This is a genomic window from Halorubrum sp. FL23 (assembly GCF_052439115.2).
Taxonomy (GTDB): domain Archaea; phylum Halobacteriota; class Halobacteria; order Halobacteriales; family Haloferacaceae; genus Halorubrum; species Halorubrum persicum.
On record NZ_JBQVRO020000013.1, the window covers coordinates 12,396 to 36,444 of the forward strand.

Annotated in this window: 20 protein-coding genes; 8 read left to right on the plus strand and 12 right to left on the minus strand. The window is 54.3% G+C overall.

Annotated features, from left to right (window positions below; genetic code table 11):
• Nucleotide 1: 1 nt before the first annotated feature.
• The 4 genes from ACT4MF_RS14630 to ACT4MF_RS14645 all read right to left on the minus strand — a co-directional run bounded on the left by ACT4MF_RS14630 (nucleotide 2) and on the right by ACT4MF_RS14645 (nucleotide 2,063).
• On the minus strand, nucleotides 2–328 hold the full coding sequence (locus tag ACT4MF_RS14630) for a hypothetical protein (RefSeq protein ID WP_444683169.1): 327 nt from the start codon (nucleotides 326–328) through the stop codon (nucleotides 2–4).
• 183 nt (nucleotides 329–511) lie between these two features.
• The gene (locus ACT4MF_RS14635; protein ID WP_444683170.1) at nucleotides 512–1,042 is read right to left on the minus strand and encodes a hypothetical protein; all 531 of its coding nucleotides are present in this window, start codon (nucleotides 1,040–1,042) and stop codon (nucleotides 512–514) included.
• Nucleotides 1,039–1,722, minus strand: a complete 684-nt coding sequence (locus tag ACT4MF_RS14640; protein WP_444683171.1) for a hypothetical protein — start codon at nucleotides 1,720–1,722, stop codon at nucleotides 1,039–1,041. The genes ACT4MF_RS14635 and ACT4MF_RS14640 overlap by 4 nt, the downstream gene beginning before the upstream one ends.
• Nucleotides 1,719–2,063 (minus strand): DUF7344 domain-containing protein, encoded by a 345-nt coding sequence (locus ACT4MF_RS14645; RefSeq protein WP_444683224.1) that lies wholly within the window; start codon nucleotides 2,061–2,063, stop codon nucleotides 1,719–1,721. Before ACT4MF_RS14645 ends, ACT4MF_RS14640 begins: the two co-directional genes overlap by 4 nt.
• 851 nt (nucleotides 2,064–2,914) lie before the next feature.
• On the opposite strand from ACT4MF_RS14645, the gene ACT4MF_RS14650 reads away from it, so the two are divergent.
• Nucleotides 2,915–3,715, plus strand: a complete 801-nt coding sequence (locus ACT4MF_RS14650; RefSeq protein WP_444683172.1) for an SWIM zinc finger family protein — start codon at nucleotides 2,915–2,917, stop codon at nucleotides 3,713–3,715.
• Nucleotides 3,716–3,727: 12 nt separating this feature from the next.
• Here the strand turns inward: ACT4MF_RS14650 and ACT4MF_RS14655 are convergent, their stop codons facing one another.
• The 5 genes from ACT4MF_RS14655 to ACT4MF_RS14675 form a co-directional block, all read right to left on the minus strand.
• Entirely contained in the window at nucleotides 3,728–4,900 is a 1,173-nt protein-coding gene (locus tag ACT4MF_RS14655) for a tubulin/FtsZ family protein (protein WP_444683173.1), read from the minus strand.
• A gap of 246 nt (nucleotides 4,901–5,146) precedes the next feature.
• A complete protein-coding gene (locus ACT4MF_RS14660) occupies nucleotides 5,147–5,506 on the minus strand; it encodes a hypothetical protein (protein ID WP_444683174.1) in 360 nt (119 codons plus the stop codon).
• Nucleotides 5,507–7,073: 1,567 nt separating this feature from the next.
• On the minus strand, nucleotides 7,074–10,640 hold the full coding sequence (locus tag ACT4MF_RS14665; RefSeq protein WP_444683175.1) for an ATP-binding protein: 3,567 nt from the start codon (nucleotides 10,638–10,640) through the stop codon (nucleotides 7,074–7,076).
• A 192-nt stretch (nucleotides 10,641–10,832) separates the two neighbouring features.
• On the minus strand, nucleotides 10,833–12,047 hold the full coding sequence (locus ACT4MF_RS14670; RefSeq protein ID WP_444683176.1) for a site-specific integrase: 1,215 nt from the start codon (nucleotides 12,045–12,047) through the stop codon (nucleotides 10,833–10,835).
• A gap of 397 nt (nucleotides 12,048–12,444) precedes the next feature.
• Nucleotides 12,445–14,502: a transposase gene (locus ACT4MF_RS14675; RefSeq protein WP_444683177.1), complete on the minus strand. Its 2,058-nt coding sequence runs from the start codon at nucleotides 14,500–14,502 to the stop codon at nucleotides 12,445–12,447.
• Nucleotides 14,503–15,347: 845 nt separating this feature from the next.
• Between ACT4MF_RS14675 and ACT4MF_RS14680 the strand changes: the two genes are divergently transcribed.
• Together ACT4MF_RS14680 and ACT4MF_RS14685 are read left to right on the plus strand one after the other, a co-directional pair.
• Nucleotides 15,348–15,827 (plus strand): HxlR-like winged helix-turn-helix transcriptional regulator, encoded by a 480-nt coding sequence (locus ACT4MF_RS14680; RefSeq protein WP_444683178.1) that lies wholly within the window; start codon nucleotides 15,348–15,350, stop codon nucleotides 15,825–15,827.
• 66 nt (nucleotides 15,828–15,893) lie between these two features.
• Complete coding sequence (locus ACT4MF_RS14685; RefSeq protein ID WP_444683179.1) at nucleotides 15,894–16,721, plus strand: IS5 family transposase; 828 nt, start codon at nucleotides 15,894–15,896, stop codon at nucleotides 16,719–16,721.
• A 699-nt stretch (nucleotides 16,722–17,420) separates the two neighbouring features.
• Here ACT4MF_RS14685 and ACT4MF_RS14690 read toward each other — a convergent pair.
• Complete coding sequence (locus tag ACT4MF_RS14690; protein ID WP_444683180.1) at nucleotides 17,421–19,190, minus strand: transposase; 1,770 nt, start codon at nucleotides 19,188–19,190, stop codon at nucleotides 17,421–17,423.
• A gap of 233 nt (nucleotides 19,191–19,423) precedes the next feature.
• Between ACT4MF_RS14690 and ACT4MF_RS14695 the strand changes: the two genes are divergently transcribed.
• Entirely contained in the window at nucleotides 19,424–20,008 is a 585-nt protein-coding gene (locus ACT4MF_RS14695) for a hypothetical protein (RefSeq protein ID WP_444683181.1), read from the plus strand.
• A 73-nt stretch (nucleotides 20,009–20,081) separates the two neighbouring features.
• The gene (locus ACT4MF_RS14700; protein WP_444683182.1) at nucleotides 20,082–20,447 is read left to right on the plus strand and encodes a hypothetical protein; all 366 of its coding nucleotides are present in this window, start codon (nucleotides 20,082–20,084) and stop codon (nucleotides 20,445–20,447) included.
• Nucleotides 20,448–20,552: 105 nt separating this feature from the next.
• Here ACT4MF_RS14700 and ACT4MF_RS14705 read toward each other — a convergent pair whose 3' ends face one another.
• Entirely contained in the window at nucleotides 20,553–20,834 is a 282-nt protein-coding gene (locus tag ACT4MF_RS14705) for a helix-turn-helix transcriptional regulator (RefSeq protein ID WP_444683183.1), read from the minus strand.
• 247 nt (nucleotides 20,835–21,081) lie between these two features.
• Between ACT4MF_RS14705 and ACT4MF_RS14710 the strand changes: the two genes are divergently transcribed.
• Together ACT4MF_RS14710 and ACT4MF_RS14715 are read left to right on the plus strand one after the other, a co-directional pair.
• Nucleotides 21,082–21,474, plus strand: a complete 393-nt coding sequence (locus tag ACT4MF_RS14710; protein ID WP_444683184.1) for a hypothetical protein — start codon at nucleotides 21,082–21,084, stop codon at nucleotides 21,472–21,474.
• Complete coding sequence (locus ACT4MF_RS14715) at nucleotides 21,471–22,358, plus strand: SDR family NAD(P)-dependent oxidoreductase (RefSeq protein ID WP_444683185.1); 888 nt, start codon at nucleotides 21,471–21,473, stop codon at nucleotides 22,356–22,358. Before ACT4MF_RS14710 ends, ACT4MF_RS14715 begins: the two co-directional genes overlap by 4 nt.
• 29 nt (nucleotides 22,359–22,387) lie before the next feature.
• Here ACT4MF_RS14715 and ACT4MF_RS14720 read toward each other — a convergent pair whose 3' ends face one another.
• The gene (locus ACT4MF_RS14720; protein ID WP_444683186.1) at nucleotides 22,388–22,570 is read right to left on the minus strand and encodes a lamin tail domain-containing protein; all 183 of its coding nucleotides are present in this window, start codon (nucleotides 22,568–22,570) and stop codon (nucleotides 22,388–22,390) included.
• A gap of 37 nt (nucleotides 22,571–22,607) precedes the next feature.
• On the opposite strand from ACT4MF_RS14720, the gene ACT4MF_RS14725 reads away from it, so the two are divergent.
• On the plus strand, nucleotides 22,608–24,002 hold the full coding sequence (locus ACT4MF_RS14725; RefSeq protein WP_444683187.1) for a DUF6498-containing protein: 1,395 nt from the start codon (nucleotides 22,608–22,610) through the stop codon (nucleotides 24,000–24,002).
• The last annotated feature ends 47 nt before the right edge of the window (nucleotides 24,003–24,049 follow it).

The following is a 24,049-nucleotide window of genomic DNA, read 5'->3' on the forward strand; positions in this document are numbered from 1 at the left end:
GTCAGTGCCCGGCTGCGGGATGCGTATCGTCGTCTTGATCGGTGTCGATCGGTTCATAATCGTAGTCCATCCCCACGGGAGTGAAGCCGGGGACGTAGCTGAACCGTTTACCTGGTTCTCCATAGAACATCAAGGGGAGTGTTCCACGAGCATCACGTGCGTTGTACTGTGAGCTCCATTCGTTGAGTTCGGCCGACGGTTTGTACACTTGGGGCGCAGGAAGCGCTCCACGCTCAAGATCGCGGAGATTGAGGATCCGAACTTCGAAGTGACGGGCGAGTTCCTCAGCCCGAGGTGTGATATCGGTGGTGTGACAGAGGACCGGCATTGCGCGACAGGTAAACGCTACCGTACACAGCCGGAAGATCGTCGCCGGGGTGATAGGGTCGCTCGTCCAATCTTTACATTGGGCGACGATCCAATCGCTCGGCTTGTGCTGTTTTGTCTTTCGGGTGGCGACGACGTCGACCTCGAGATTGAACAGTTTCTGTCGAGTCGCTGCCTGGTACCCCTACCGTCTCAACGCCCGCTGAAGTTGATACTCAAGCCACCGCCCATCTCCAATATTTCGTCCGGCGACACCTGCGTACAGTGATTGACGACTGGGGGGTTGCTCGGGGAGTGTAGCCCTCTTTGTAGACACTGTAGGGAGAGCGTCTCGAAGGATCACAAGGTGCTCTTGAACCGCGCCGAGCGTCTGTTCGATCTGGTAGGCTTCGGAAGATGCGTCCACCTGTTCGAGTGAGAACTCTCGGAGCAGTCGTTCGAGACGCTGTTCGATGTGGCTAAATGCTTCTTCGTACCCGTTCCAAGTCACCTCCCGATCGGATTGGGACGTGGCAGACTCCGCACACTCGAACTGACGACAGACGGTTTTGAGCGGATGGAGCATCAAAAACAGCCGCCGCCGTGCGGTCACCTGTTGGTCGGTCGTCAGTGTCTCCTCGGTCGTGAGGGTAGCCCGGAGCGACTCAATCGATTCGATCAGTTGGTTGAGTTCCTCGGTGGACCCCGGTGGAAGCGATGATGAGTCGTTCGTCATTGGCTGAGCGAACTTGGGGTGAAATGATGGCGATTCAGCGGCGTCTCTGAGAGCGAGTGAAGCGTTGGCTGTCCGTTGGCGCGAAGATGGTGGTAGAATTCGTCTGTCGTCGCTGGATACCACCGGTCGCTATCGTGCTCGCGGTAGCGGAGTTCATCGTCAACACAGACGACCACGCCCAGTTCGGTCGCAGCCGTCTCGGCGAACACGAGCGCTGGTGGATCCGAACGGGCCCAACTGTCGCGGATCCATTCAAGCATCGTTTCGATCGGTGTTGGATCGACTGGATCTGGATATCGTGCCGCTGCCGGGGCACGTATTGCGACGTTATCGACGCGGTCACTCCCACAGGAACGCCATTCAGCGCCAGTCCACTCGAGCTCCCGACGGGTCCACGTCTCGCCAGTACTGTCGGGTTCGAAGGAGAGGCGGCGAGGCGGGGCACTCGGTGGATTCCACTGGAGGAGACATGCCCCGTCAGCAGCGAGGGTAGCGTCCTCAGTTCGACGATGGTACGCGAACAGTGCGGCGTCGATCTGTACCTGCGCCCGCCGTAGTGTGGCGAGTGGGTCATCCCTCGGCATGGAAGGAGCCTCAGAGTCGTTAACCGCTTCGAACAGCCGGTGGAAGCTGGTGTCAATGTCTCTGAGTATCTCTAGTTCTGGCTGGTACTCGGTCATTGGGATTCCTCCGAGTCTGGCTTGTAACACGCAGTCTGGAGTCGCCGAATGTGTTCGGCGAGGGGTTCAGTCGCGTCTGTCGGAGCGATGGACTTCGATCGTTCATCAAACGCGACTGCGCCGCACTCATCGAGTGTCCCGAGATGCGATTGGGTCAACGAGATGTAGACCGAGGTGCGTTCGTTGCTCCCGATTTTACTGGGATCGATCGCGTTCTCGATGGCGGCGATTTCGACGGCCAGATCACCCGCGGTAATCGCTCCATGCGACTGTGAGAGTGAGAGCAAGACGCGGCGACGACGGCTGTTTGCGATTGCGTTGAACGCACGGTCTGGATCCATCGGGATAGCGAACGAGGTCGGATCGTCGGTGGGTTCGGTCACTTAGACCGACCCCACGATGATTGTTCGACCGGCGTTTCGTTGGCGACGGTTCGGCGGGATTTTAGAACTGGACTGTGCGACGCGGTGTGTCAGTAGGTCAGTGTCGAGTGAAGTACTCTGGAAACCAGAGTTATCACTCCTGACCCTGTTTAGGTTGGTTGCTGTCATTAGGTGGCAGCACGACTCCTCCGGCGTCCAAGCGCCGGAGGGTTTCGTCAGGAATCGTGCGTGAGTTGTGGAGAACTACTTGTAACTTTTATATGAGTGCCACAAACGGTGCCCCGGTTATTTGGTCATTTGAGGGCCTCTAAAGCGGCATTAGCTTGTATTCTTAATCACCTCTTAAACTACGCTCCATCCACCGCCGGTGGGTAAAAATAACCCGTCACTGCGGCGGCCCTTTTGTACCGACTCAATAGACGGAGTAGGCCAACTGACTCAGGCATTGATCTCGAGATGACTCACAAGCGCAGCGACTCGAACTTGACATGGTCGAGGTGTGATGTTGACAGGCTCTCGACCACAAGGTCCCTGACAGCGCCGTGAGAAACAGTTGACTGCCCAAACGTGGAAACGGACTCAGTCATCTACCAAATGGCACAGCGGGTCCAGCAGGCGGGCTCACCAACGGTGGTCAAACACTGGCAAGTGGTGGGGGAGTCTACAATATCCTTTCACCATATCCTCACTCAAGTATTCGTTCGTGATCGTAACTGTGGAAGACCTCAACAGAGACGCTTTTGAGAGGTGGCGGCCACAAGTGTGACGAAAGTACCGAGGCCAGTAGAGCGATTTCAGAAGGGCTCCACATGAACATCGATACAGAAACCATCCGAAACCGATGTACCGATCCCGTGTTTGAGCGGGGGGCAACCTATCGCAGGGAGGGACGGATCCAGCAGCTCGACCGGTTCGACGATCTCGTGTCGGCTGTTGTCAGCGGATCGAACCCGTACGACGTGACTATCAAATTCGGTGGCCGAAGTCTCGAGACTCAGTGTACCTGTCCATACGACGGCCATGGCGACTGCAAACACGTTGTCGCGGTGCTCCTCGCTATCGCAGACGACCCGCCAGAAGATGAGAGCGAGCGTATCGAGGCTCTCCTGGCGGACGTCCCTGTCGAAGAGCTGCGTGCGTTCGTCCACGAGATTCTTGCCACTCACAGCACGGCTCGAGAACAGTTTCTCACACAATTCGGTGATGAGCACAAGTCGGTCGATGAGTACCGAGAAGAGATTAGCCACTTGTTTGAGCAACACGCCGATCCGACCGTGTTCGAAGCGATTGACTTCTCCCGATTCTTCGATATGGCCGAACAGTACCGTAAGCGCGATCGATACCTCGCTGCCGCAATCGTCTATCGAGCAGTGTTTGAGGAAGTCGATGAGAGATTCAATTGGATCGACGGTTCCTACGACCACTACGCACAGACGCTTCAGACCGCTCTCGAGGGATACATTGACTGTGTCTTGGCGATCGATCCCAGTCCCGAGGACTTCGAGACGTACGCGGGTGTTTTGGAAACCCGGGCAGCAGAAGAGTCAGAGATTAACAATAGACAATTCTGGCGAGCACTTGACGACCTCGAAGATCGATACGACGAATAGACGACCACGATCTCAGAACAGCGACTCCAACTCCCCATCGCTATCCATCAGCTCCGAGAAACGGCCCTCGCTCTCGTCAGTGATCTCCCCGAGATTCTGTTGTGCTTCGATTGCGACTTGCTGGAGCTCTTTCACTCGCGGGACGTTCGTCACGCCGCCGAGCAGCACGAGCGCTGCGACCGTCCCTTCCCCACGTCGTGGATAGTCGCCACCACGAACCTCCATCGATCCGGTCTGTTCTTCGAGCCACTTGCGGCCGTGCTCGATACCCTTTCGGTTGAGGTACTCGGGCGGGCCAGCAACGACGAGTAGCGCTCGCTCTGTTCCCTTCACCTCACAGGGCAGCGTGAGCCGACCGAGCGTTGCCTTTCGGACGAGACTCGTGATTCGATTAGTCGCTTCTGTACTGTCGATCCCATCATTCGTATCGCCACGGAGCCGCGAGAGCAACCCCTTCCGCTCTGGCTCGTCCACTTCGACATCGGCGTAGCCGAGCGAGGATATCCCACCGCCTTTGAGTGTATTAATGATCTCCGAAGAGTCGACCACACTCTCGGCGACGTCGCTTCCCTCAGTTATCTCGCCCGCACTGAAGAGCACGCCGAACCGCTGGACCAGCTCCTCGTTGATCGCATCGAACCCTTCCTCTACGGATTCACCCGAACTGCGCCAGGCGTCATTGTCGAACAACATGAGGTTGTCCACCTCATCAACAAACGTCTTGAGCGATCGAGCGGCGTTCAGCGTGTAGATCCCACCCTCATCGCTGCCGGGCAGAATGCCGAGCCCGTACACAGGTTCGGTGTAGATCCGCTTGAGATTCTTTGCGATTACGGGTGCTCCACCCGATCCTGTCCCGCCACCAAGCCCCGCAACGACGAGGAACGCGTCGAGCTCGTGGACTGGCACCGAGTCGAGTGCGCCTTGGATCTCGTCGATATCCTCCTCGGCCACTTCTGCGCCCAGTTCATTATCTGCGCCCACGCCGTGACCCTTCACTCGCGATTGCCCGATCAGGATCCGACGGTCTGTCGGGAGGTGGTCGATTCCTTGGAGATCTGCTTTCGCCGTGTTGACGGCGATCGCTCCACGAACGATATCTGCGCCCGTTTCTGCGTCGTAAGCCAAGAACTCGTCGACCACCTTCCCACCCGCCTGTCCGACCCCGATCAATGCGAGTTTCATGTGAACACACCACGTGTAGATACGGAGGTCGGACTGATAAAGGTTAGAAGCTCGAAATATCGTGAACTGCCTCGGAATCAAACCCCGAGGCACTCGCCTTGTGTTCTCTGTAAACAAGATGTTAATATAGGAAAAGCGTCGGAAATCCCAATGTGGTCCCAGTCGTGAGATAGAGTGCGAGTACAGACCTACATTTTCAGGTAGAGATGAAATTGTGTGTTGTGACTCGTCAGCTGTCGGATTCGCTTACTCGTTGTAGGGGTGATCTTTTGGGTCATGATACCAGCCGTCGCCGCCGAAGTAGGGGTGCGGTGTGACGAGGTCGACGCCGGTCGTTCCTTCGGGCAGTGGCATGTTTCCGATCTTCTTGCTCTGCTCTGCGATCTCTTCGCCGAACTCCCCGTCCGAGTTGATACCGAGCTCTCGAAGCATCCGCTCGACCTTGATGTTAATCTGCTCCATCTTGATCCGCTGGTGTCGATTATTCATCCCCTCTCGGAGCAGCAGTTCGATCGTTCGGTTCCGAGAAATGGAGTGGTGCTCTGCGATATCGTCGATGAGCTCGGCGAGTTCATCAGCTACGTATCCGGTGATGTGTGTCGGCATCGCGATGTCTCTCGGGGGGTTGATAATCAATGTTTCCTATGAGTGACAAAAGCTGATAATCAGTAGACGGTCTTCTTACATCATGGAATTAGTCACAACTCTCCACGCAACCAGTGTCCTTCACCTGACCAGTCAGACTGTGTTGTTAGCGGATGTTCGTTCCATTGCGTCTACCATGCCCTTAGCCCGTTGTCTTACCCGCCCTCGCACCGAAGGTGAGCGACTGTGATGACGATACTTTCTCTGCTGGACGTCGGCTGTTCTTCGCGGTGGTGTCCGCCGGCTTTGTCTGTACACTCGTTGCGATAGCCGTCCCGTCCGAGAGGGCCACTCTCTCGATCGCTGTCGGCGTCGGCTTCTGGCTGACTTGTTCCCCTCACTAATCCTCTGTCTGATATCTGATACGCTCTCTGCGAGAATCCATCCAATTTTCTCCATCTGTCTTCACCCCTTGGCTCCGCCCCGACTTCTCGCTACGCGGCCGACCTTCTGGTCTATTTGCTCTCTGAGCCCCTAACATTGTAATCTCGCGGAACCTAAACACAGGGGAGGAGAAATATATTAGAACATCTCTAAAGTCCTCTCAGGCCGTTAGAACCTAAACACGAGGATTATGGGGGAGGGTTGTGCTATAAGAAAACCCCTCAAATCGGCTCACGTCTGCTTATTTATGCTAATGACACCCAAAAATCACTTTTTATAAGAAAGAGGTCCTATACCGTCGCCGTCTTGTTATATGAGATCTTCTATTACTAGAAAAATAAGTTATAAGAGAACCCGCCAATACGCTTGCCGTATGCTTATTTCTCTCTTTATAAGAAATCCCCTCTATCGTGCCGCCGTCTTGTTATTCTTGCTTGGCAAGCGTCGTGTTGATCTTCCAAGATACGGATTTGAATCCGTTATAAGAAATGGCATCAATCGTGCTGCCGTCTGCTTATTTCTTTCTTTATAAGAAAACCCCTCTATTAAGCTGCCGTCTTGTTATTCCTGATTAGCGAGCATTGTGTGGATTTTCTAACATACTGAGTTGGATCCGTTATAAGAAAGAGTATCAATCGCGCCGCCGTCTGCTTATTTCTCTCTTTATAAGAAGACCCCCCAAATCGATTCACGTCTGCTTATTCAAGTGATATTCACTGCTTTTTCTATAATAATTATGATGTGTTCTTAGATGTTGTGAGGGCGCTTGGTGCTATAATCAACCGAATATTGTAGGTTGGCTACTATTGAATTCTGTTAACCCAGAGCAGTTCTAACGAGTATTTTCCGTGTGCTTGTGGCTTTGGTGGTCGGTCTTTTGATTGTATTTCGCTCTCTACTCTGTCTGTACTCGGCTTGATTTTTACTGCTACTCTGCCTGTACTCGGTGGGATTTTAATTTGTGCTCCTGTGTATACCCACGTCTCCTCTGTATGTTATCCGATCAGACTCTTGTTCCCGCGTTCAGATGTGAATTGGATGTATACTGATTCTAGGTGGAGTAGTTCGTTTGTTCTGATTAGGCGCTGATGAAACTCGGGTGTCCACTGGTTGAGAAAGGAAGCAAATAGAAAAGATCCTGTCGCTATTCGTCTCTTAGGTCTTTCCTGAGTTTGTTGATGCCGAAGATTTCCTGAGCGCCGTCAGCATCGAGTTCGTCGCTGACATTCTCAAAGTTGGTGGTTCTGTTGGCCTCATGATATCCGATATGTGCGGCGAGCGACGATAACAACTTCCGCATTCCTTCGACATCTTTGACGACCCAGATTGCATCAGCGTCCGTGTCTTTGAGTTTGTAGTAGTCGTCTACGACGTGTCTCCTGTGCTCTGGCGTAAGTTCAACTTCCACGACTTTATCCCGATCGTCGGGAGATTCATCTGTCGCCTCAACGTAGATGTCGAACTTGAGTTCGCTGTCGTCTGGCGTGTAGTACATGTGAGTCTCGTAGCCGAGAGCGTCGTAGTGGGCTTCGATGAGCTTGACGCCGACTCGGTGTTCCGGGCTTTCCCGGCCGTACTCACCACCGTCTCGTGGCGCGAGAGTCTTCCCGGCGACGACGTTTGCTTCGTCTGTCGGCCAGTAGTACGCCTGTCTGTTTCCGAGTTCGAACTTCTCGAGGAAGCCCCACTCGATGAGATCGGGTGCCGTCTCGCTGTACGGAAGAACGTTCATCGAGTCCTTGATGTGGTAGCCGTTAAGCCCGTCTGTTAGTGCGTCGAAGACCATCCCGAGGAACGATGCGTGGTCGCTTGTGAACTCTTCCGAATCTTCGGGAGCCACATCATCACCCTCTGAATCCTCGTCGTCTTCTTCACCTGCGTTTACGCCGCTGTCCATGTCGATCGCTTCGTGCTGACGGTTGACGCAGTGGCGATCCCGGCTTCGTTCACGGACGAGTTCTTCTCGCGAGCTGACGTTGAACGGCCCCGCGCTATGTCCTGGCGGGATGGGTAGTGGTCGGAGTGTGAGTATCTCTGGTTTCTGTTTGTGGAAGCCCGTCGACGGGAGTTGGACGATCCACTCCCCGCGCCGAAGTCCAGCGATGCGGTCTTTGATTTCGTCGTTGTCGAGATCTTCGTGGAACAGCGACTCGGCTAAGAGATCGTCTGTCGCGACGTTGCCGATGATCTTCGTGTTGATGTTGTTGAGGATTTCTTTGTACGCCCGCCGGTTGTCCTGTGGGTTGTCTCCGAGTACCTGCTCGGGGTACTGCATGATGAGCCCGAGCGAGAGATTGAACTCGCGCCCTTTCGGAAGGAGTTCGCGGTAGACAATTTCGTTGCGAGCGATGTTCGCAGACTCCTCGATGATGACGTTCGTGATGTACTCGTCGTCGTCTGGCGTCCAGATTGATTGCGCCGAAGTCCACAGGTGAGAGAGGAACAGGACCGTGAACACTTCGCTGCTGGCCCCGCGGAGACTCCCCGTGTCGATGAGGACGACTTTGTTCGAGTTGAGGATGCTCTTCATGTCGAGCATCGGGATTTGCTCTTTGTTGTACCAGTTGGTGTCTTCGTTCCAGTACTTGTCGTCGACCGTGTACGACAGCATATCCCAGATGAAGTCGCGCTCCTTCAGCTTGCGGATCCGGTTGAGAACCGCGTCGGTCGTGTTCATGAACTGGCGCGCGTCCTTCTCAAGGTGTGACTCAAGGATGGACGTGACCTGCGTGTCGGCCGTTTTCGGGATGGCTTGCTGAACTGTCTCGTAGTCCTTTTTGGCGTCTTCGACATCCTTGCCGTACTTCTGGAACTCCTGCGCGGCTTCCATGAGTTCGCCGATCGAGAAGTAATCCTTTCCGTATTCGCGGTCGAACAGCGCCTTGATCAGGTTGGTGAGGATTTCGTTCGCGACGAACGCCTGCTCGACTGTCTTCTTCCCGAGGACGAATCTGAGTAGCTGGAAGTAGTGGTCGATGATGTCCTGTTTAGCCGTCTCTCGGGTCCGTCCTGCGCCTTCTGTGAGCGGCCGTAGATCGAAGAATGGCATCCCTGGAACCATGCCCTCTGCTTCGGGGATTTGGATGTACTCGACATCCGCGAGGTTGCCGAACAGTGTCCGGTGGCACCGCAGGTAGTTCTCACACATCTCGCCGTCTTTGGGATCGATGAGGATCGTCGGCCCCTCGAGATTGTGGTGTGTGGTGAGCATATCGTTGAGTGTCGCGACCGTCTTCCCGCTCCCAGTAGTCGCTGCGCGAATGTAGTGCTGGGTGAGATGATCTGCTGACAGCGACAACGCATCCCGCTTCGCGAGGTGATCCCACCACTCGTTTTTGCTCTGGATGGCGCTGATTTTCTCTGGGCCCTCGGAGTTGTCTCTGAGTGCTGTAACGGCGTGGCCGATCGTCATGCCGGTCGAGAATTCCTTGAACACTTCCTCGTTGGGCGAGGTGAGCGGAGACTGGGCTGTTGGCATCCCACCGGACCCACCCCGGCTCGCTTTCGGCAGTGTGTCGATTGACGGCACCGTGATGAAGTTTGAGAGCTCGTCGATGTTACAGACGAGGATGGGCTTTCGTCGCGACCAGGACTCGAGCCCGTTCGGATAGGTGATGCCGTGGTTGAGCATCCGCCTGTACTCAGGTTCGTTGGTGCCGAGGTAGTTCCCCTCGATAGAGTAGAACTTCCCACTGAGCTGGTTGAGCGAATCTTGGAGATTCCTAGCGCACTCGGTGTCTGAGGTGGCCGCTCGGAGTGTGACGTTGTACGTGTGAGATGGGTCTTTCAGGTCGATCTGTCCCATCCGTCCTGTGCCTGAGCGGTAGCCTGCGGTCTGGGAGTCGTGGATCGAGCCACCGATTTCGTTGGGTGTGTCACTCCGGTGGCGCTCCTGCTTCTCTTCATCAGAGACGCCGAGGACTCCGTCGAGAAGCGTCCGAAGGAAGAGCCCGCCGGTTGTGTGGACACCCTGCTTGAGATTTCCTTTCTGCCGCTGGGCTTTCGGAGACCAGTCTGCGCGTGGCTCGAAAACCGCTTGGAAGACAACCGAACCCTCCGTTTGAATGGCGGTTTCGAGGAGATTGGAAAGTGGCGAGCGTTCGATCGCTTCGTTGTCGAATGCCGCGAGGGTGGTCATCCAGTCCCGTCGTCGTTCTTCGACGCCTTCCCAGCGAACCATCTCAGGAACGTCATCGAAGACCTGTGTGATATCGAAGTTTTCTCGCCCGAACTCGAAATTCTCTGGGTACTGCGATCGCGTGGTACTTTCGAGACGGTCACAAGTGACCTCGCCACGCTCTCCTGGCCCAATGAAGAATTTGAACTGCGCTTCGTCTTCTGGCTTGTAGATGATGAACTCGAAGTTTGAGACGGGTTCGATGCCAGCGACATGGAGCTCCATATCGAGCGGGAGCTTGCGTCCGTTTCCGTATCGGTGGAGCCCGTATAGTTCTCGCGTGACTGTCTCTGAGTTCACCTCCTCGCGGACGGGTGTGATTTGGATGTATTCCTGTTCGGATTCGATCTGTTCAATGAAATCTTCCGCATCATCGACATCAAGATCACCGCTCAGTGAAGCACTAGCAGAGGTCTCGTCAGCATCAGATTTTGGTGTGGAGTCCGCTTTTTCTGCATCAGGTGGTGTATCCGAATTTGTTGATTCACCGGATTTCGGAGACCTTTTATTATGTTTATTTTCTTTGTCAATCACAGTGATATTTTCAACACAACCCTCATAAATAGCTCTTTTTGGGGGTCTACAAACTGTTCAATGTGTATACCATTCCGGTAATTATCCAGATTGAACTACGGTAGCGCGTATACTCATTTGAACACGATCCAGTCAGGTTCGCCGACACGAAGGAAGTGACTGATAGTGTAAGACATCTGTGATTGTGGCAGATTATTTGTCCCCAAACGCCTCAGCTAGCCGGTCATACATCGCGTCGCGAAGATACTCACGGCGCTTCTCTTCGGAGAGGTAGCTCCGAAACACGACCATCGGGTCACTACTACCCTGTTCGTGAGCAACACTCTGGAGGCGATCGATCACCGTCTCAACGGCGTCAGCGTATGCGCTGTACCAGAATCGACGTCCCATCTTCGAGGTCGGAAGCTCACCGCAAACACGCACATCCGCACGCGAGGCGATCGACTTGAACCGGCGATTGAGTGTCTCCCCGGTCACGTGATCACGCCGAGCGTCTGGTGAGGGGAACAGATGTCCATCCCACTCCTGCCGTTCCGACAGCTGTGTGATCCGACTCTCAAGGGTATCTTGACCGTAGATCAACGCCACTGTTCCGGGACCGTTCTTCCGGGTGTCGAACGAGAGATACGGTGACTCCTCCTGAATCTGAACGTTATCGACGTGGAGGACTGCTAATTCACTCCGCCGTAAACCCCAGGCACACAGCCCTAAGACGATCAGTTCCTCTTCGATATTCTCAGTTGTAGCCGTGAGATTTCGAACTTGTGCGGGCGCAAGGGCGGGATTATCGCGCTTAGCAACATCCCACTCATGGTCGTATCGGACAGGATTGAACGCGCCGTAGCCGCGATCGACGAGCCAACTGTAGAGGTCGTCGACATCAGACCGATACCGACGCTTCGAATCATTGCTCTCGAGCTCTTCATCAAGGACGTCGAAAACAGCGGTCACACGCTGAATCTCTGTAGGCTGGTCAGCGACATCCGTGATACGAGAGACAATCGCGGCCGTCCCGTGGAGCTCTTCGTAGTGGCGAAGGAACTGACCGAGCCGCGAGCGTTTTGATTGGAGGGTGGTCTCCGCAGCTGACCCCCGTTGTTGTGACCGAAAGTACTGTTCGAGGTACTCGATCATCTGCTCGTTATCGATTGGCCACGATGGCGTCTCTGATAACGTGTCGTCACCAAGTCCAACAGTCTGTTCGAAGAACTCGGAGACGGTCAGTTCATGATGCTCTTGGACGGCGTACTGGAGGCCGCTATAGCCGTGGTCAACGAGCCACTGGTAGGTGGGGATCTCGTTTTGATCGTATCCTTCCTGCCGGCGTTTAGGTGCGATTTCGCGTTCGTGGAAGTCGACGAGTTCGTCGAGTGATTTCCTCGACCAATTGTAGGTTTGCTCACTCACGGAAATTCAGGGGGAAGAACCCCGCGTGCTGCCCTCTGTAGTAATTCTAAGTGTGGTGATTTCATAGGATAGCGTCTATCTGACAGTAGTATAATAGTATTGGTTATGCGTATGTCCATTGGAGACACGCGAAATAAGCAACTTATCGGACAGGGAATGCTCAAGAGTAATGTATCATATATCGCTATACAAAATGAGAGTTTAGGGGATCAGCAATTTCACGAGACAGAGAGTAAAACGTCCAATACAGCAGTTTTCTAACATCAACTATTGGTTGAAATTATGTCTGGTAGAATCTCGCCACTGCCAGTCGGTAGTTCAGAGAAGAAAACCCGGAAAACAGCGACTACACAGCAGTGTCGCCACTCACGAGGGGGCAAACCCGGAAACGAAAACGTCAGTCAGGGGGATCTAACCCGACGTAATCCTTCGCAATCGTCAGGAACAGATCTGCTGTCACGAGTGGTTCATATCGGAACTCGGACTCAGCCCGTAGCTCCAACTTCACCAGTAGATCGGTGAGTCGCCACACATTGTACATCGTACACGCGTACAGGAAGTTGAAGAACCGGTACTCGTGATCCATCGACGTGGTACGGACACGGAAGCTCTTGATCTGCTTGAATCCGTTCTCAATCCCCCACCGATGCTTGTACTTCCTGATCACCCGCGCCACCATGTGTACCTTCTCCATCTCGGACATCTCACTGTCCTCACCAGCATCACCCGGGAGTTCGAGATCAGGGTGATTCGTCTCAAACAGCATATACAGTTCCTTGTCTTCCTCACTTCCCGGCAGTTCTTGTTCGTCTTCCTCTTCACGAACCTCTTCAATCACGTCACCGAACATCTGCCCAACATCTTCTGTATCCGCATCAGTCGCTTCTGCGAAATCACGGAGTAACTCCTGACGAAGCACATCTTCTTCATCTGACTCCGTATCCGCTTCGTCGCTCTCGTCATTCTCTATTCCATCATTCGTCCGCTCAGCATTCATTGCTGGCACATACACACGCTTCCGTTCAACTTCATCACCGTCATCTTCGTCATCTTCGTCAGCGGTGAAGTCATCAAGCGTTGTACCCACATCAGCGTCATCGGTGCTGGCCTCATCACTCTCGATATGGACAAGCTTCCCTTGGCGGCGAAGACGCGTACACGTCGCCCGCTCACTCGAATGCATTTTCCCCGGATTCAAATACCACACACCGTGATCCTCACAGACCTCTTTCACTGGGTCGTGGGCAAACTCCCGATCCATCATTACTAACTCAATATCAACCATGTCGGTCGCAGTCTGCAAAAGCTGGTCAACGATAGCGACACGCGAGAGTCCACGATGCACGGGAATCGCATCCAATACGAGTGGAATATCTAATCCGACAATTTGGATGCTCGCCCATTGAAAGTAGAACTCCGTAGACTCGTCTTCATCATCGTTCTTGTACCCGAGCAACCATGTGTTCGTCACGTTCCCGTCCTCGTCAGACTCGATTTTCCGTTTCGTTCGATACGGATTCGACTTCGTGATGTCAATGCTCACGAGGACGCCGTCAACGAGTTCTGAGTCACGGCGAGCCCGCTCGATCAACTCTCGTGTCGTGTCACGATGCATCTTCCGGGCGGCATCCGGCCCGATTTTCTGTAAATGGTGGCGATGAGTACTACCTGTCTGAACGTGGTCACGCGTTGTCTCTGCCGCGAAATTCCACGTACCGTTCTCCGCGTACATCTCTTCACGTGAACCGATGAACGCGTGGGCTTCGAGGAATGCGTTGTCGTGAACCTCTGTGTTCTTGCCACGCGGGAGCTCATAGTTCTCTGTCACCATCGGCTTGGCTTGCTGCCAGATCTCTCGTGTTTTCGCAATTGTCCGGTCCCGAACTGTTGAATCATCCTGTTCGATGCCGTCAGGTGTGTCAACGCTCGGATCAGGGTGGAAGACCTCGTCCGGCGCGGGCACGTCGTGTTCGCGTGCGACATCAACCAGCACTTGCCCGATAGTCCGCACAACCTGTTTGTGTTCGTCTGAGAGACGATCTTCATTCCATACTCGCCAGAGCGTGGTTTTCGATGCGAGCCCATCCTCGAATCCGAGTTCAGCAACCAGTTCTGGGTTATCGGCAAGATAGTCGTGAAGGGCAGTCTCGCCGCCCCATCCTTTGACGATACGGAGTAGATGTGCTTTCAGTAGCGGTGCTGGTGGCTGTTTGAAATGCCAGTCAGCCACGTCATACCCGAATTTCGACGGGGTGAGTTCGACGTAACAGATCGCTTCTTCTACGTCGTTGTGTTCTCGGTGCGCGAACCATTCTTCGATGAACGCGGCGGCATCCCACGCGAGCGGCCATGGGTCTGCGTTGACCGTGTCATGGGCTTCCGAGTATGGCCACTCCCGGTGAGACTCACGCAAGGAGTCAAGGACCGTTTGTTTCGTGTTGGGAGTGGCCGTCATAGACTGGTAGGTATTTTTACTTCGAATCGAAGTGTAAGGTTCGGGGTGTTGTTTCCGGAAACCTGTCTTATCCTACGCTACGGGTAGTTAAACGCGATTCGCGTACAGGATGATTCGATTTCCGAATAGTTCCAAATCAAATGGTGTTTTGGAACGAAGCAAAATTCAGAGGAGAAGGCTCTGTTGAAACTCTATTTTTCAGATATATATCGTCTAAAACAGCCGGTCGCTGAAGAGTGCTTATTGAATCCGGTTACACGTCCTGTTTATCTCAAACCTCGCTGAAACCTCGTCCGATCAAGTACCCAACTACTGTAATCACGCCAGAGATGATTGCTCCACTTCCAACTGGGAATATGAAAGCGCCCGGCCCCGCCATGATCGGCATGAACAGATTGAGTGTAAAACCAAAACATGGGCCGAATGCGAGTATCCAATTCCCAACGAGATCTGCGCCCTGAAACGCCCGGAAGACAACCATGGCGGTAATAAGTAGCGCACCCACCCAAACTATAGCCGATTGTACTGAAGTCGAGGGCTCCAAGTCCCAGACCCGCAACCCAGTCAACGTCCCAAGAACAAAGAGAAAGGCGGCTGTAGCCGCTAAAATCTCACTTGTTCGCTTGTTCAAAATCATATACATTCAAATTGTCCTACATTACGTATGTGCCTTGTGGGTCAAACTGAGATGGTCTAAGCGATCTGCGAGTCTCCTGTACTGAGCGATCTGTGCTTCATCTGTACTGGCCGGAACTCGGGCAGAACGTGTTCCCCGAAGAGGATTTCAACAGAGCGGGTAGAAGAAAGTTTGACTACGGATGCCAACAGGGTATAGCGTGTGAGACATGGCAGACACGCTTAGGGAGTTCTTTGAGCTGCGTGGCGGGATCGGTCTTCTTGTCGTATTGAAAGGTGGATCAAAACGATTCAAGCATCTGAACGAGCGATTACAGATTAGTTCATCAACGTTGTCGAAGCGGATTGGGGAAGCGAAAGAGCTCGGGCTGATTACCCCAGAAATCGATGATCGGGAGACATCGGTGAAGAATCAATACCGGGTTACAGAGCGTGGGCAGTATGTAGTCGCAAAAATGGAGCGATTGGACATCATCCACGCGTATCGAACAATGCTTGATATGCAGGCACAAGTTGAGGGTGGGAAGTACGAACTGGTGGAGTGGATTGAGGGTGAGAAGACGAAAGAGGAATTAGCGAGACGCAGTGACAGCGATCCGTATGTTGATCCGTTCGGTGAAGATGTGACGGACTTCTCTGGTGAAGACTCTGATCGTGAATACGATGATGAGTTCTTTAGGCTCTGGTGAATCGCTATACTGCGACGGGATCGGTCGTCAGTTCAAAGGAGTTGAAGCGGGAGATTGCCGATGCCTATGTCGAAAATCTCCCGCTTCACGAGCAAAGCCGTCACGTTAGCTAAAAATGCTGTTGGTGACCGAGGCGAAGCCGCCGCCCCCGAAGGGGGTGGGGGCTTCGCCGACTACGCCGTCGTTTCGCTCCACTGTCTCCGAATTTATCTAGAGAAATCCTACCGCGAGACGCTCGATCTGCTGAGCGAGATGCCACATATTTTGGCCGAGATCGGGCTTGAAGCGGACGATCTTCCGGATCACTCGACGCTCGTAAAGGCGTTTGATAGCTTCGAGATGAAGATATGGCGAGTGCTGCTCCGACTCTCGTCGGAGCTACACGACACTGCTGATCACGCGGCGATGGACGCGACGTTTTTCGACCGTGAAACCGCCAGCAAGCACTACTGCCGCCGGACGAATTACCGCATTCAAACGCTGAAAACGACTGCGCTCGTCGATACAAAAACACAGGCCGTACTCGACGTTCACTGTACGACCGAGAAACGTCATGACACGCAGATCGGCTGGCAACTCGCATTCCGCAACGCGGGCGAGATTGCCAGCCTCGCTGCCGACAAAGGCTACGATTGGCAGCGATTACGCGAGAAATTGCGCGAAGAGGGCGTGAGACCACTGATCAAGCACCGCGAATTCCGACCCATCGATCACGCGCACAACGCGCGGATCGATGGGTCTCTATACGGCCAACGAGCCCTGTCTGAGACCGTCTTCTCGACGATCAAGCGGACGCTCGGCCACGCGGTGCGTGCCCGAGCGTGGTACCGCGAATTTCGTGAGATCGTCTTGATGTGTGCGGTCTACAACATCAAGCGAGCCGTGAAACGGTGAAATCAACCGCCGTCTAGCGATTCACCAGAGCCGTTCTTTACTAAGGAATAACTCCCTCAGAACTTTATTTCGGGATTTACTTATTGAAAACTCTAATCACTACGACTGCGAATCTCGCTTTTCAACGGTCAAACTCGTTAGTCCCAACGAGATATGACCCGTATAATAAGAGAGCAATGGGCACTAAAAACCCAAATAATTCTAACGAGGATCCTGAGTAGAAGGTAGCCATCGCCAACCCCAGTATCGACACCTGAAGACCGACAATACTCTTGTTTGCGCTCATATCAATCGTGTTGTGGTCGTTACAGGTAGTCTTTCGGCATCCTATCCGACCCCGTAGTAAATAGAGATCGCGTGATTACATCCCATACGAATAATGATTGTCCTGTACTGGGCGATTTGTGCCTTGTACTGAACGATCAAGAGAGTACCCGAACATCCGTTCGTGTTAAGAACCATTAGGAACTATTGAAATGAGCGGAAGCTAGTGAACTCCACTTCCCAGTGGAGTTGCGAATGCCGGTCGAAACGTTCACGGGATCGACTCTATTCGGACCAGTATCCGCTAGAAATAGCCGCGATTACGCTCTAATTACTATCATAGAGCTAGAATTATTATACTAAACAAACTTATCGGTCGAAATCTACCTCAGCAAAGAGTGATGCCTCTCGCGAAGGGCTAGCCCAGACCGAGCTCTAAATGAGTGTGATCAGCTCTTTGTCCAGCCAATCAAGGAACCGACTGAGTGTGATTCTGGGCTTCTTCCGGGTTTTAATGACTCCAATGCGCTCCTGTGTGAGGAAATCGACTAACAGCCACATATTATAGACCACACACCCGAAAGCGAAATGGAACCACCGTACTCCGAACTCCTTCGAGGTAGTCCACGCTGCTGCGTTCTTGATCGACGAGTACGAGTTCTCGATCGCCCCGCGGTCACTGTACTGTTCAATCTGCTTTTTCGCCCAGCGCCGATCGAGTGCGACCTCGTCACTCACATCGAGACTTGTGATAAAGGGCTGTGGCGATCCCTCTTCATGGACATCATCATCTTCCGCTGGGGGTAACACGGCAACGGTCGTATGTACCGTGTGGTTTGAGACGCCACCCTTCACTGCACCGTGCATGACGAAATCGTCCTCGACATACAGCGGGGTGTCGTTCGGTTCGTGATACCCCTGCTTCACTTGGTCAAACCGGTCACACATCGGTCCAATCCGATGTTGATCTTTCTGAGCAGGGATTACGTAATCCAATCCCTTGTCAGTAAGCGTCTGAATGACGTCCACAGCGTGGAATTCCCGATCGGCATACACCATCCTGATGTCGACGTAGTCTTCGGCGATCGAAAGGAGTCGTCGTGTAACATCCCCGATATAGTAGGAATTACCCTTGCCGGGATAGGCGTCTGTCGCAGCGTAGTCCGTACTCCCAAGCGGGCACACTCCGACGACGTAATGAGTGTTTTCGCCGACGATTACGGCCGTCGCAAACTTGTGACACCAAGTGTATTCTTTCCCCTCTGGCGCACCTTGTACCCATTCCATCTCGTCGCGATCGCCATAGTAGGCAACATACGTGATGTCCAGCGCGACTTCCGCTCTCGTCCCGAACCGTGAGCCATTATCGTGTTCGAGTTCGTTCAGACGGGGTTTCGCACGCGTGTATGTTTTCTGAATGACAAAATTCAATACTTTCGAAATCTCTTCGACGGACATCTGTTTGATGGCGGTTAGGAGTGTTTCACCCGATGGTCCATCTTCATAGAAGGGATCCTCAAGATCCGGATCTGGATTCATTTCATCTCCTAACGTGACCCCCGCATCATTCGCTGCCTGCTGTTTGATCGCCGCGAAAGCCTCCACCGCGAGCAGCTCCTCTTCATCATAAATCGGGTCGTCAGGCCGAGGAATGGACATGGAGGGGAACGCGACCGTGTTCAACTCCTCGAGTACCTGCCGGCCTTCCTTCCGTAATGAGCGTTGAATCGTGCGATGTGACGGAGGGCCTGAATCATCATCTTCGCCGGTTTGCAGCTTGAACGGACCACACCCAATTGGTGACCCTCGTCTAGCTGCAAGTTTCCGAATCTCTTCGACCGCACGCTCTACCGTCGACTGAAGCTCTGCAAATCGGTCGTCCTCTAACCGAGACGGTTTGAACGTGCTCTCTGACGGCAGATCATTCGGCTCAAAGCCCATCGCAGTCGCCAACTCCGGATTTGTTTCGAGTCGGTCGGGAATCGTCGAAAGCGATATATCTTCCACTTTCGCCCACAGGTAGGCACGAAACATCGGACGGAAAGCTGTCGCAGTATGCCACTCTTGATAGCTATCTCGTCCTTCATACAGACAAATATCAAGCTCAGGTAGCAACTCAACCCATTCGGTCTCTTGATCGATGAGTTCGTCCGCTTGCTTTCCAAGTCTCGTAGTTGGTGTAGAGGGGGAATTAGAGTGATCCATAGTATGAAAGTCAAGTTACCAACTATTTGCTCAGATTCTGAGTAAAGCGGAGGGGTGCAGTTTCCGAAACCGAATTCACACAAAACACGACGAACGGATGGCTGAAAAGCAGAATTCGCTGAATACGCTCTGCCACTGATGGCACTCAACTGGTGACCTCGTTCCGAATCAGACTCTACTCAGATTCTGAGCGGAATCAACATCTTAGTAAGCGTCTGCCAATCGGTCCAGTAATGGAGAGCCAGCTGGAGGAGTTCTTTGCGAAGGAGGGTTCTATCGGAGTGATACTTGCGATCGGCCCCGAGGGGGCACGGTTCAAAGATATAGAACCACAAATGGTGGTGAGTCACGATACAATTTCTAAACGACTTGACGAAGCCCGCAATATCGATTTAGTCATTTTGGAGCCGGCCTCTGGGATAGGAACTACTGTCACAAATACACTCACAGAGGCTGGCAAAGTGTGTTATTCAGGAATGGTTGAATTGGGATTAGATGAGGCACATACTGAATATGTGAATACAGTCAGGAAGTACAACAATTTGTCAGAGGAGTACGCCGACAAAGCCGGGGACAAAAGAGAATGGTTCGATTGGTTCGTTGAGAGTGATGCACTAGATAACTCACTGTTAGATAATGCGAAAACCGGGATTTTTCAACGTAATGCGCCGGGTATGATTTTGCCGGAACCGCTTCAAGACGCTCTCTCGCAAGGTTCGATCGAGCCTCTTCTAACATCCGAGAGTGATGACATTGATATCTTATTATGGAAATTCGGCTCTGTTGAAATCCTATTCTTCAGACAGATTATCACCTGAAACAGCCGGTCGATGAGAGTTTCTTCGTGACTAATGCCTGTAGTTTAAGACATTTGGATGAAACGAACTCAATATGCCCTCCCCAAAGCGTGGTTATATCGCAGCGGCGTTGGTGCTGATTGGCATAGGTGGATTTGCGTATTCGGTGGTCCTGATCGGTCAGGTGTTAATTGGAGCGGGGTTCACGCTTTCAGCGTTTGTTGTCGCGGCATTGGTGTACTACGGCGATGCTGAACGTCACACACTCACTCGCGCTACGATTGCTGTCACGGTTGTCTATGGGGTTTTTACGGGTCAGCTGCCGGTGGCTGTCATCGCCGCCTGTGTTGTCTACCTCTCTGCGTGGCTCACCGGAACTGATAGCCCGGTCAACTCACCTGACACAGAGATATTCCCGGTTACACAAACGACTACCGATGAGTCGGAATACACTGATTGATAGACTTGGTCTCTTGTATTGACCGATCCATGAGTCCCAATATTGAACGCGATTGTGTGAGTATATCTCGCTCCCTAAGGATTCTAACCGAACCCGAGGGTTCAGTTAGTTGTCGTGATCAATATACTCAGCCTCCCATTCAGTTCGTGCCTCGATTTCTCTGGTGCCCCGGCGAGTGGTAGTGTACTCATTGGTTCGTCGGTCTCGCTGACTTTTCTCGACAAGTCCCTTCTCAACAAGTGTGTCGAGGTTCGGATAGAGCCGACCATGGTGGATCTCTTTTTCATAGTAGTCCTCGAGTTCATCTTTGATTGCAAGCCCATGTGGATCATCGAGGCCGGCAATTACGTACAGCAAGTCGCGCTGAAAGCCTGTGAGATCATACATACCCTGCCTTACGTATTCAAGTTTTGAAATACTATTGATCTTCGAAGTGACATTCTTATGATGATTCTCAGCCAGCATTGAACACAGTGAAGTAGTAGCTCAGGGGACCACGATATCTGAATTAACCAACACACACTCTCACCACCCAATTTTGTTGGTTAATAGTATTTAGCGGCCGCTATGACAATGAGAAAGATCGATCCCGCCGGCACCGAATCTTAAGCTCCGTCAGAGCGAAGGAACGCGAATGCTACGGCAGTTCCTCGGTGCGCTGGGCGTTCTCACAACGCTCGCTCCGGATTGGATCGTGGAGGTATTCGAGACGCTTGCGGTCGAGAACCCTGGTGAAAATACCGTCCATTCGTGGTTTGGTCTCTTGATTCGGGTGGAAGGAGTGGTGTTCACGCTCGCTGTGCTCCGTGATGGCCGCCTCCACGCGTGGCTGATGAATGTCACCGGAATCGTTGGTGCTGTCTTGGTTTTCATCCCGGGGCTGTATGAGCGAATCGCGGGGCCACTCGTGTACGAGAACCCGGAATCGGTGGAGTGGAACGAGCACCTCACCGACGGTGTCCGCCTGATCGGCATTGTGTACGTGCTCCTTGCGCTTTTGGAGCGTCGGCGTCGAAACGGGGCATGACCAACGATCTCTCCGCCCGCACGATCCTTCTCACCGGCGGAACGAGCGGGTTCGGACGGGTGGCAGCGGTCAACCTCGTACGACGAGGTGCGACCGTCGTAGTCGTCGGCCGCGACGAGTCGAAGGGGGCCACTCTCGTAGAACGCTCCAACGATCTTGCCGGAACGATTGCGTTCCATCAGGCTGACCTCGCCTCTCAATCCACCATCCGGTCCCTCGCAGCAACGGTGGAACGCGAGTACGACCAGATCGACGTCCTCGCTCACAACGCTGGACTCTCGGCTGGGTCACGGCGTGAGAGTCCAGACGGAATCGAACTCACGCTCGCGGTGAACCACTTGGCTCCCTACCTCCTGACATACGAATTACTCGAGCACCTCCGTGACGCACCCGATCCGCGTGTTGTCGTTACCGCTTCGGACATCCATCGGCGGGCGACACTCGATCTGGACGACCTTCAGCTGACGGACGAGTACGACTCACTCGACGCGTACGCCCGCTCAAAGCTGGCGAACATCGCCTTCACGGTCGAACTGGATGATCGGCTCCCAGATGACTCTGCGGTCACGGTCAACTGCGTTCATCCGGGGTTCGTTCCGTCGACGGACCTGTTCCGCGATGCGCCGCTTCGAACGCGGATGCTGGTTCGGATCGCCGGTCTGGTTCCGGGTGTCGCCACCTCAAAGCAGGCGGCCGCCGAACGCCTCCAAACGCTTCTCGTGGGCCCTCAGTATGGCTCCGTAAGTGGCCAATACGTCGGCAGCGATGGTCCCGCAGATCCCGCACCCGATGCGACGAACCAGGTGGTGCGACGGCGGCTCTGGGAAATGAGTGCTGAGCTGGTCGGCATTACATCCGACTGGCTAACCTCTCGCACCAACTAAGACACGCTGGCCGTTAGCATAGGTGACGATTACGGCAACCTGTTATTGTGCCAAATCGGAGAGACAGAAGCTCGGTACAACTCAGTAGTTGTACTCGTTCCACTGCCTGTATGAATTGTTACTGATTCACCGGCAACAAGCTTGAGCCCCTCGGGAACAGTATACCTCTGGCCTGCTTCGTCTTCGATTGTCCAGCCAGATAGATCCCACATCAACAACTTTTATTCACTGCTGACATATACTGAATCGATGGCGTCACCGTCGAACGGTTCGTCTGCCGGGTTTCTGGTGACAGTCGCAGCGAACATCGTCCCACTAGTCGGCGTGTTCTCCCTTGGGTGGAGTGCACAGACGTTCGCGGTCGTCTACGCGATCGAACTGGTCGTCATCGTCCCGTTTGCCGGGGTGAAGGCGCTGTTCGCGCGCCGCCCGCCGAACTACGACGAGCTAGAGCGTCCCAACGAGGACAACCCGCTCAAGTCTGACGAGTCAGGCGGAGTCTCCGTTGGCCCGAGCGACCTCAACCGCCGGCGCGGGAGCGTCGCGGTCATCGACGCGCTCCCCCCGATCTACCCTCGGAACGTCCCGTTTGCCTTGCGGGCGTTCGGGGCTGCCGTCTCGCTCGCCGGGGCGTTCCTCTTCGTGTTGGGCCGGTTCGTCGACGTGCCGGCAACGCTCACCGACCCAAGCGTGGCGGCGAGCATCGTCTTCCTCATCGTTTCCCAGATCGGCGTCATCGAGCGCGAGTACTTCCGGACGCAACGCTACGAAATGAGCACGCCTCGAGACGTCGTCGCGAGCGCGACGACTGAAGGCACGCTGGCCGTGGTGGCACTCATAGTCGCGATCGTCGGCGGCCCGGCCGGCGCGCTGGTCGCGTTCGTCGCGGTGAAGTTGTTCGCGGAGTGGCGCGGCTACCGCAGCGGGGTGGCGTTCGACCCAGAGGAGGGAGAAGGAACGCTCCCGCCGGTGGCGGCTCCGGACGCGCCACCGGCAGCCGAGGTCCGTCCAGGCCGGCGCGCTGTTCGGGCCACCGCGCTCTGGCAGGGCGCGACGGCCGCAGTCAGCAGCGGGCCAGTATATCTCTTCGCGTGGGTCGGGCTCACCGCCGGGTCGGTAAGAGCGCTCACCGCCGCGATGGTCTGTTTTGGCCTCCTACCGGCCAGCATCGGCGGGCTGAAAGCCATCGAGTACGCTCTCACCCACGGCACGCTGACGTACCAGCGCCGCGATGATATGGCAGTCGCGTACGACGACCTCACCAAGACAGTCCAGTGGGCGACCCCCATCGACGACATCCAAGACGCCGAGCTGTGTGAAGGAGAGTTCGTCGACCGCGCCTGCGACACTCGGACGTTCTCGCTCACCACGTTTGCGGGCGAGTACGACTACAGCGTCGCACACCTCCGAGAGTATGACCAGGCCGTCGAGGCGTTCGAACTCCCCGTCGAGACAACGGCGTTCGGCTCGCTCGATCGGCGCGTCGCCGCAGTGATAGCCGTGGTCGGAGCCTGTGGTGTCGCCGCTGTCGCCGGGCTCGCCTACTCCGCCCCCTCCGTTGGGGCGGTTGCCGCCGGGTTCGGTGGCCCGTTGGGCGTCGTCACCCTCAGATCGGCGTGGAAGTGGGCGCTCCCGGCGGCCTGAGCCAACGCCGTGCGAGTGCTCGGCTAGTATCGGCAGCTCCGGCTCTG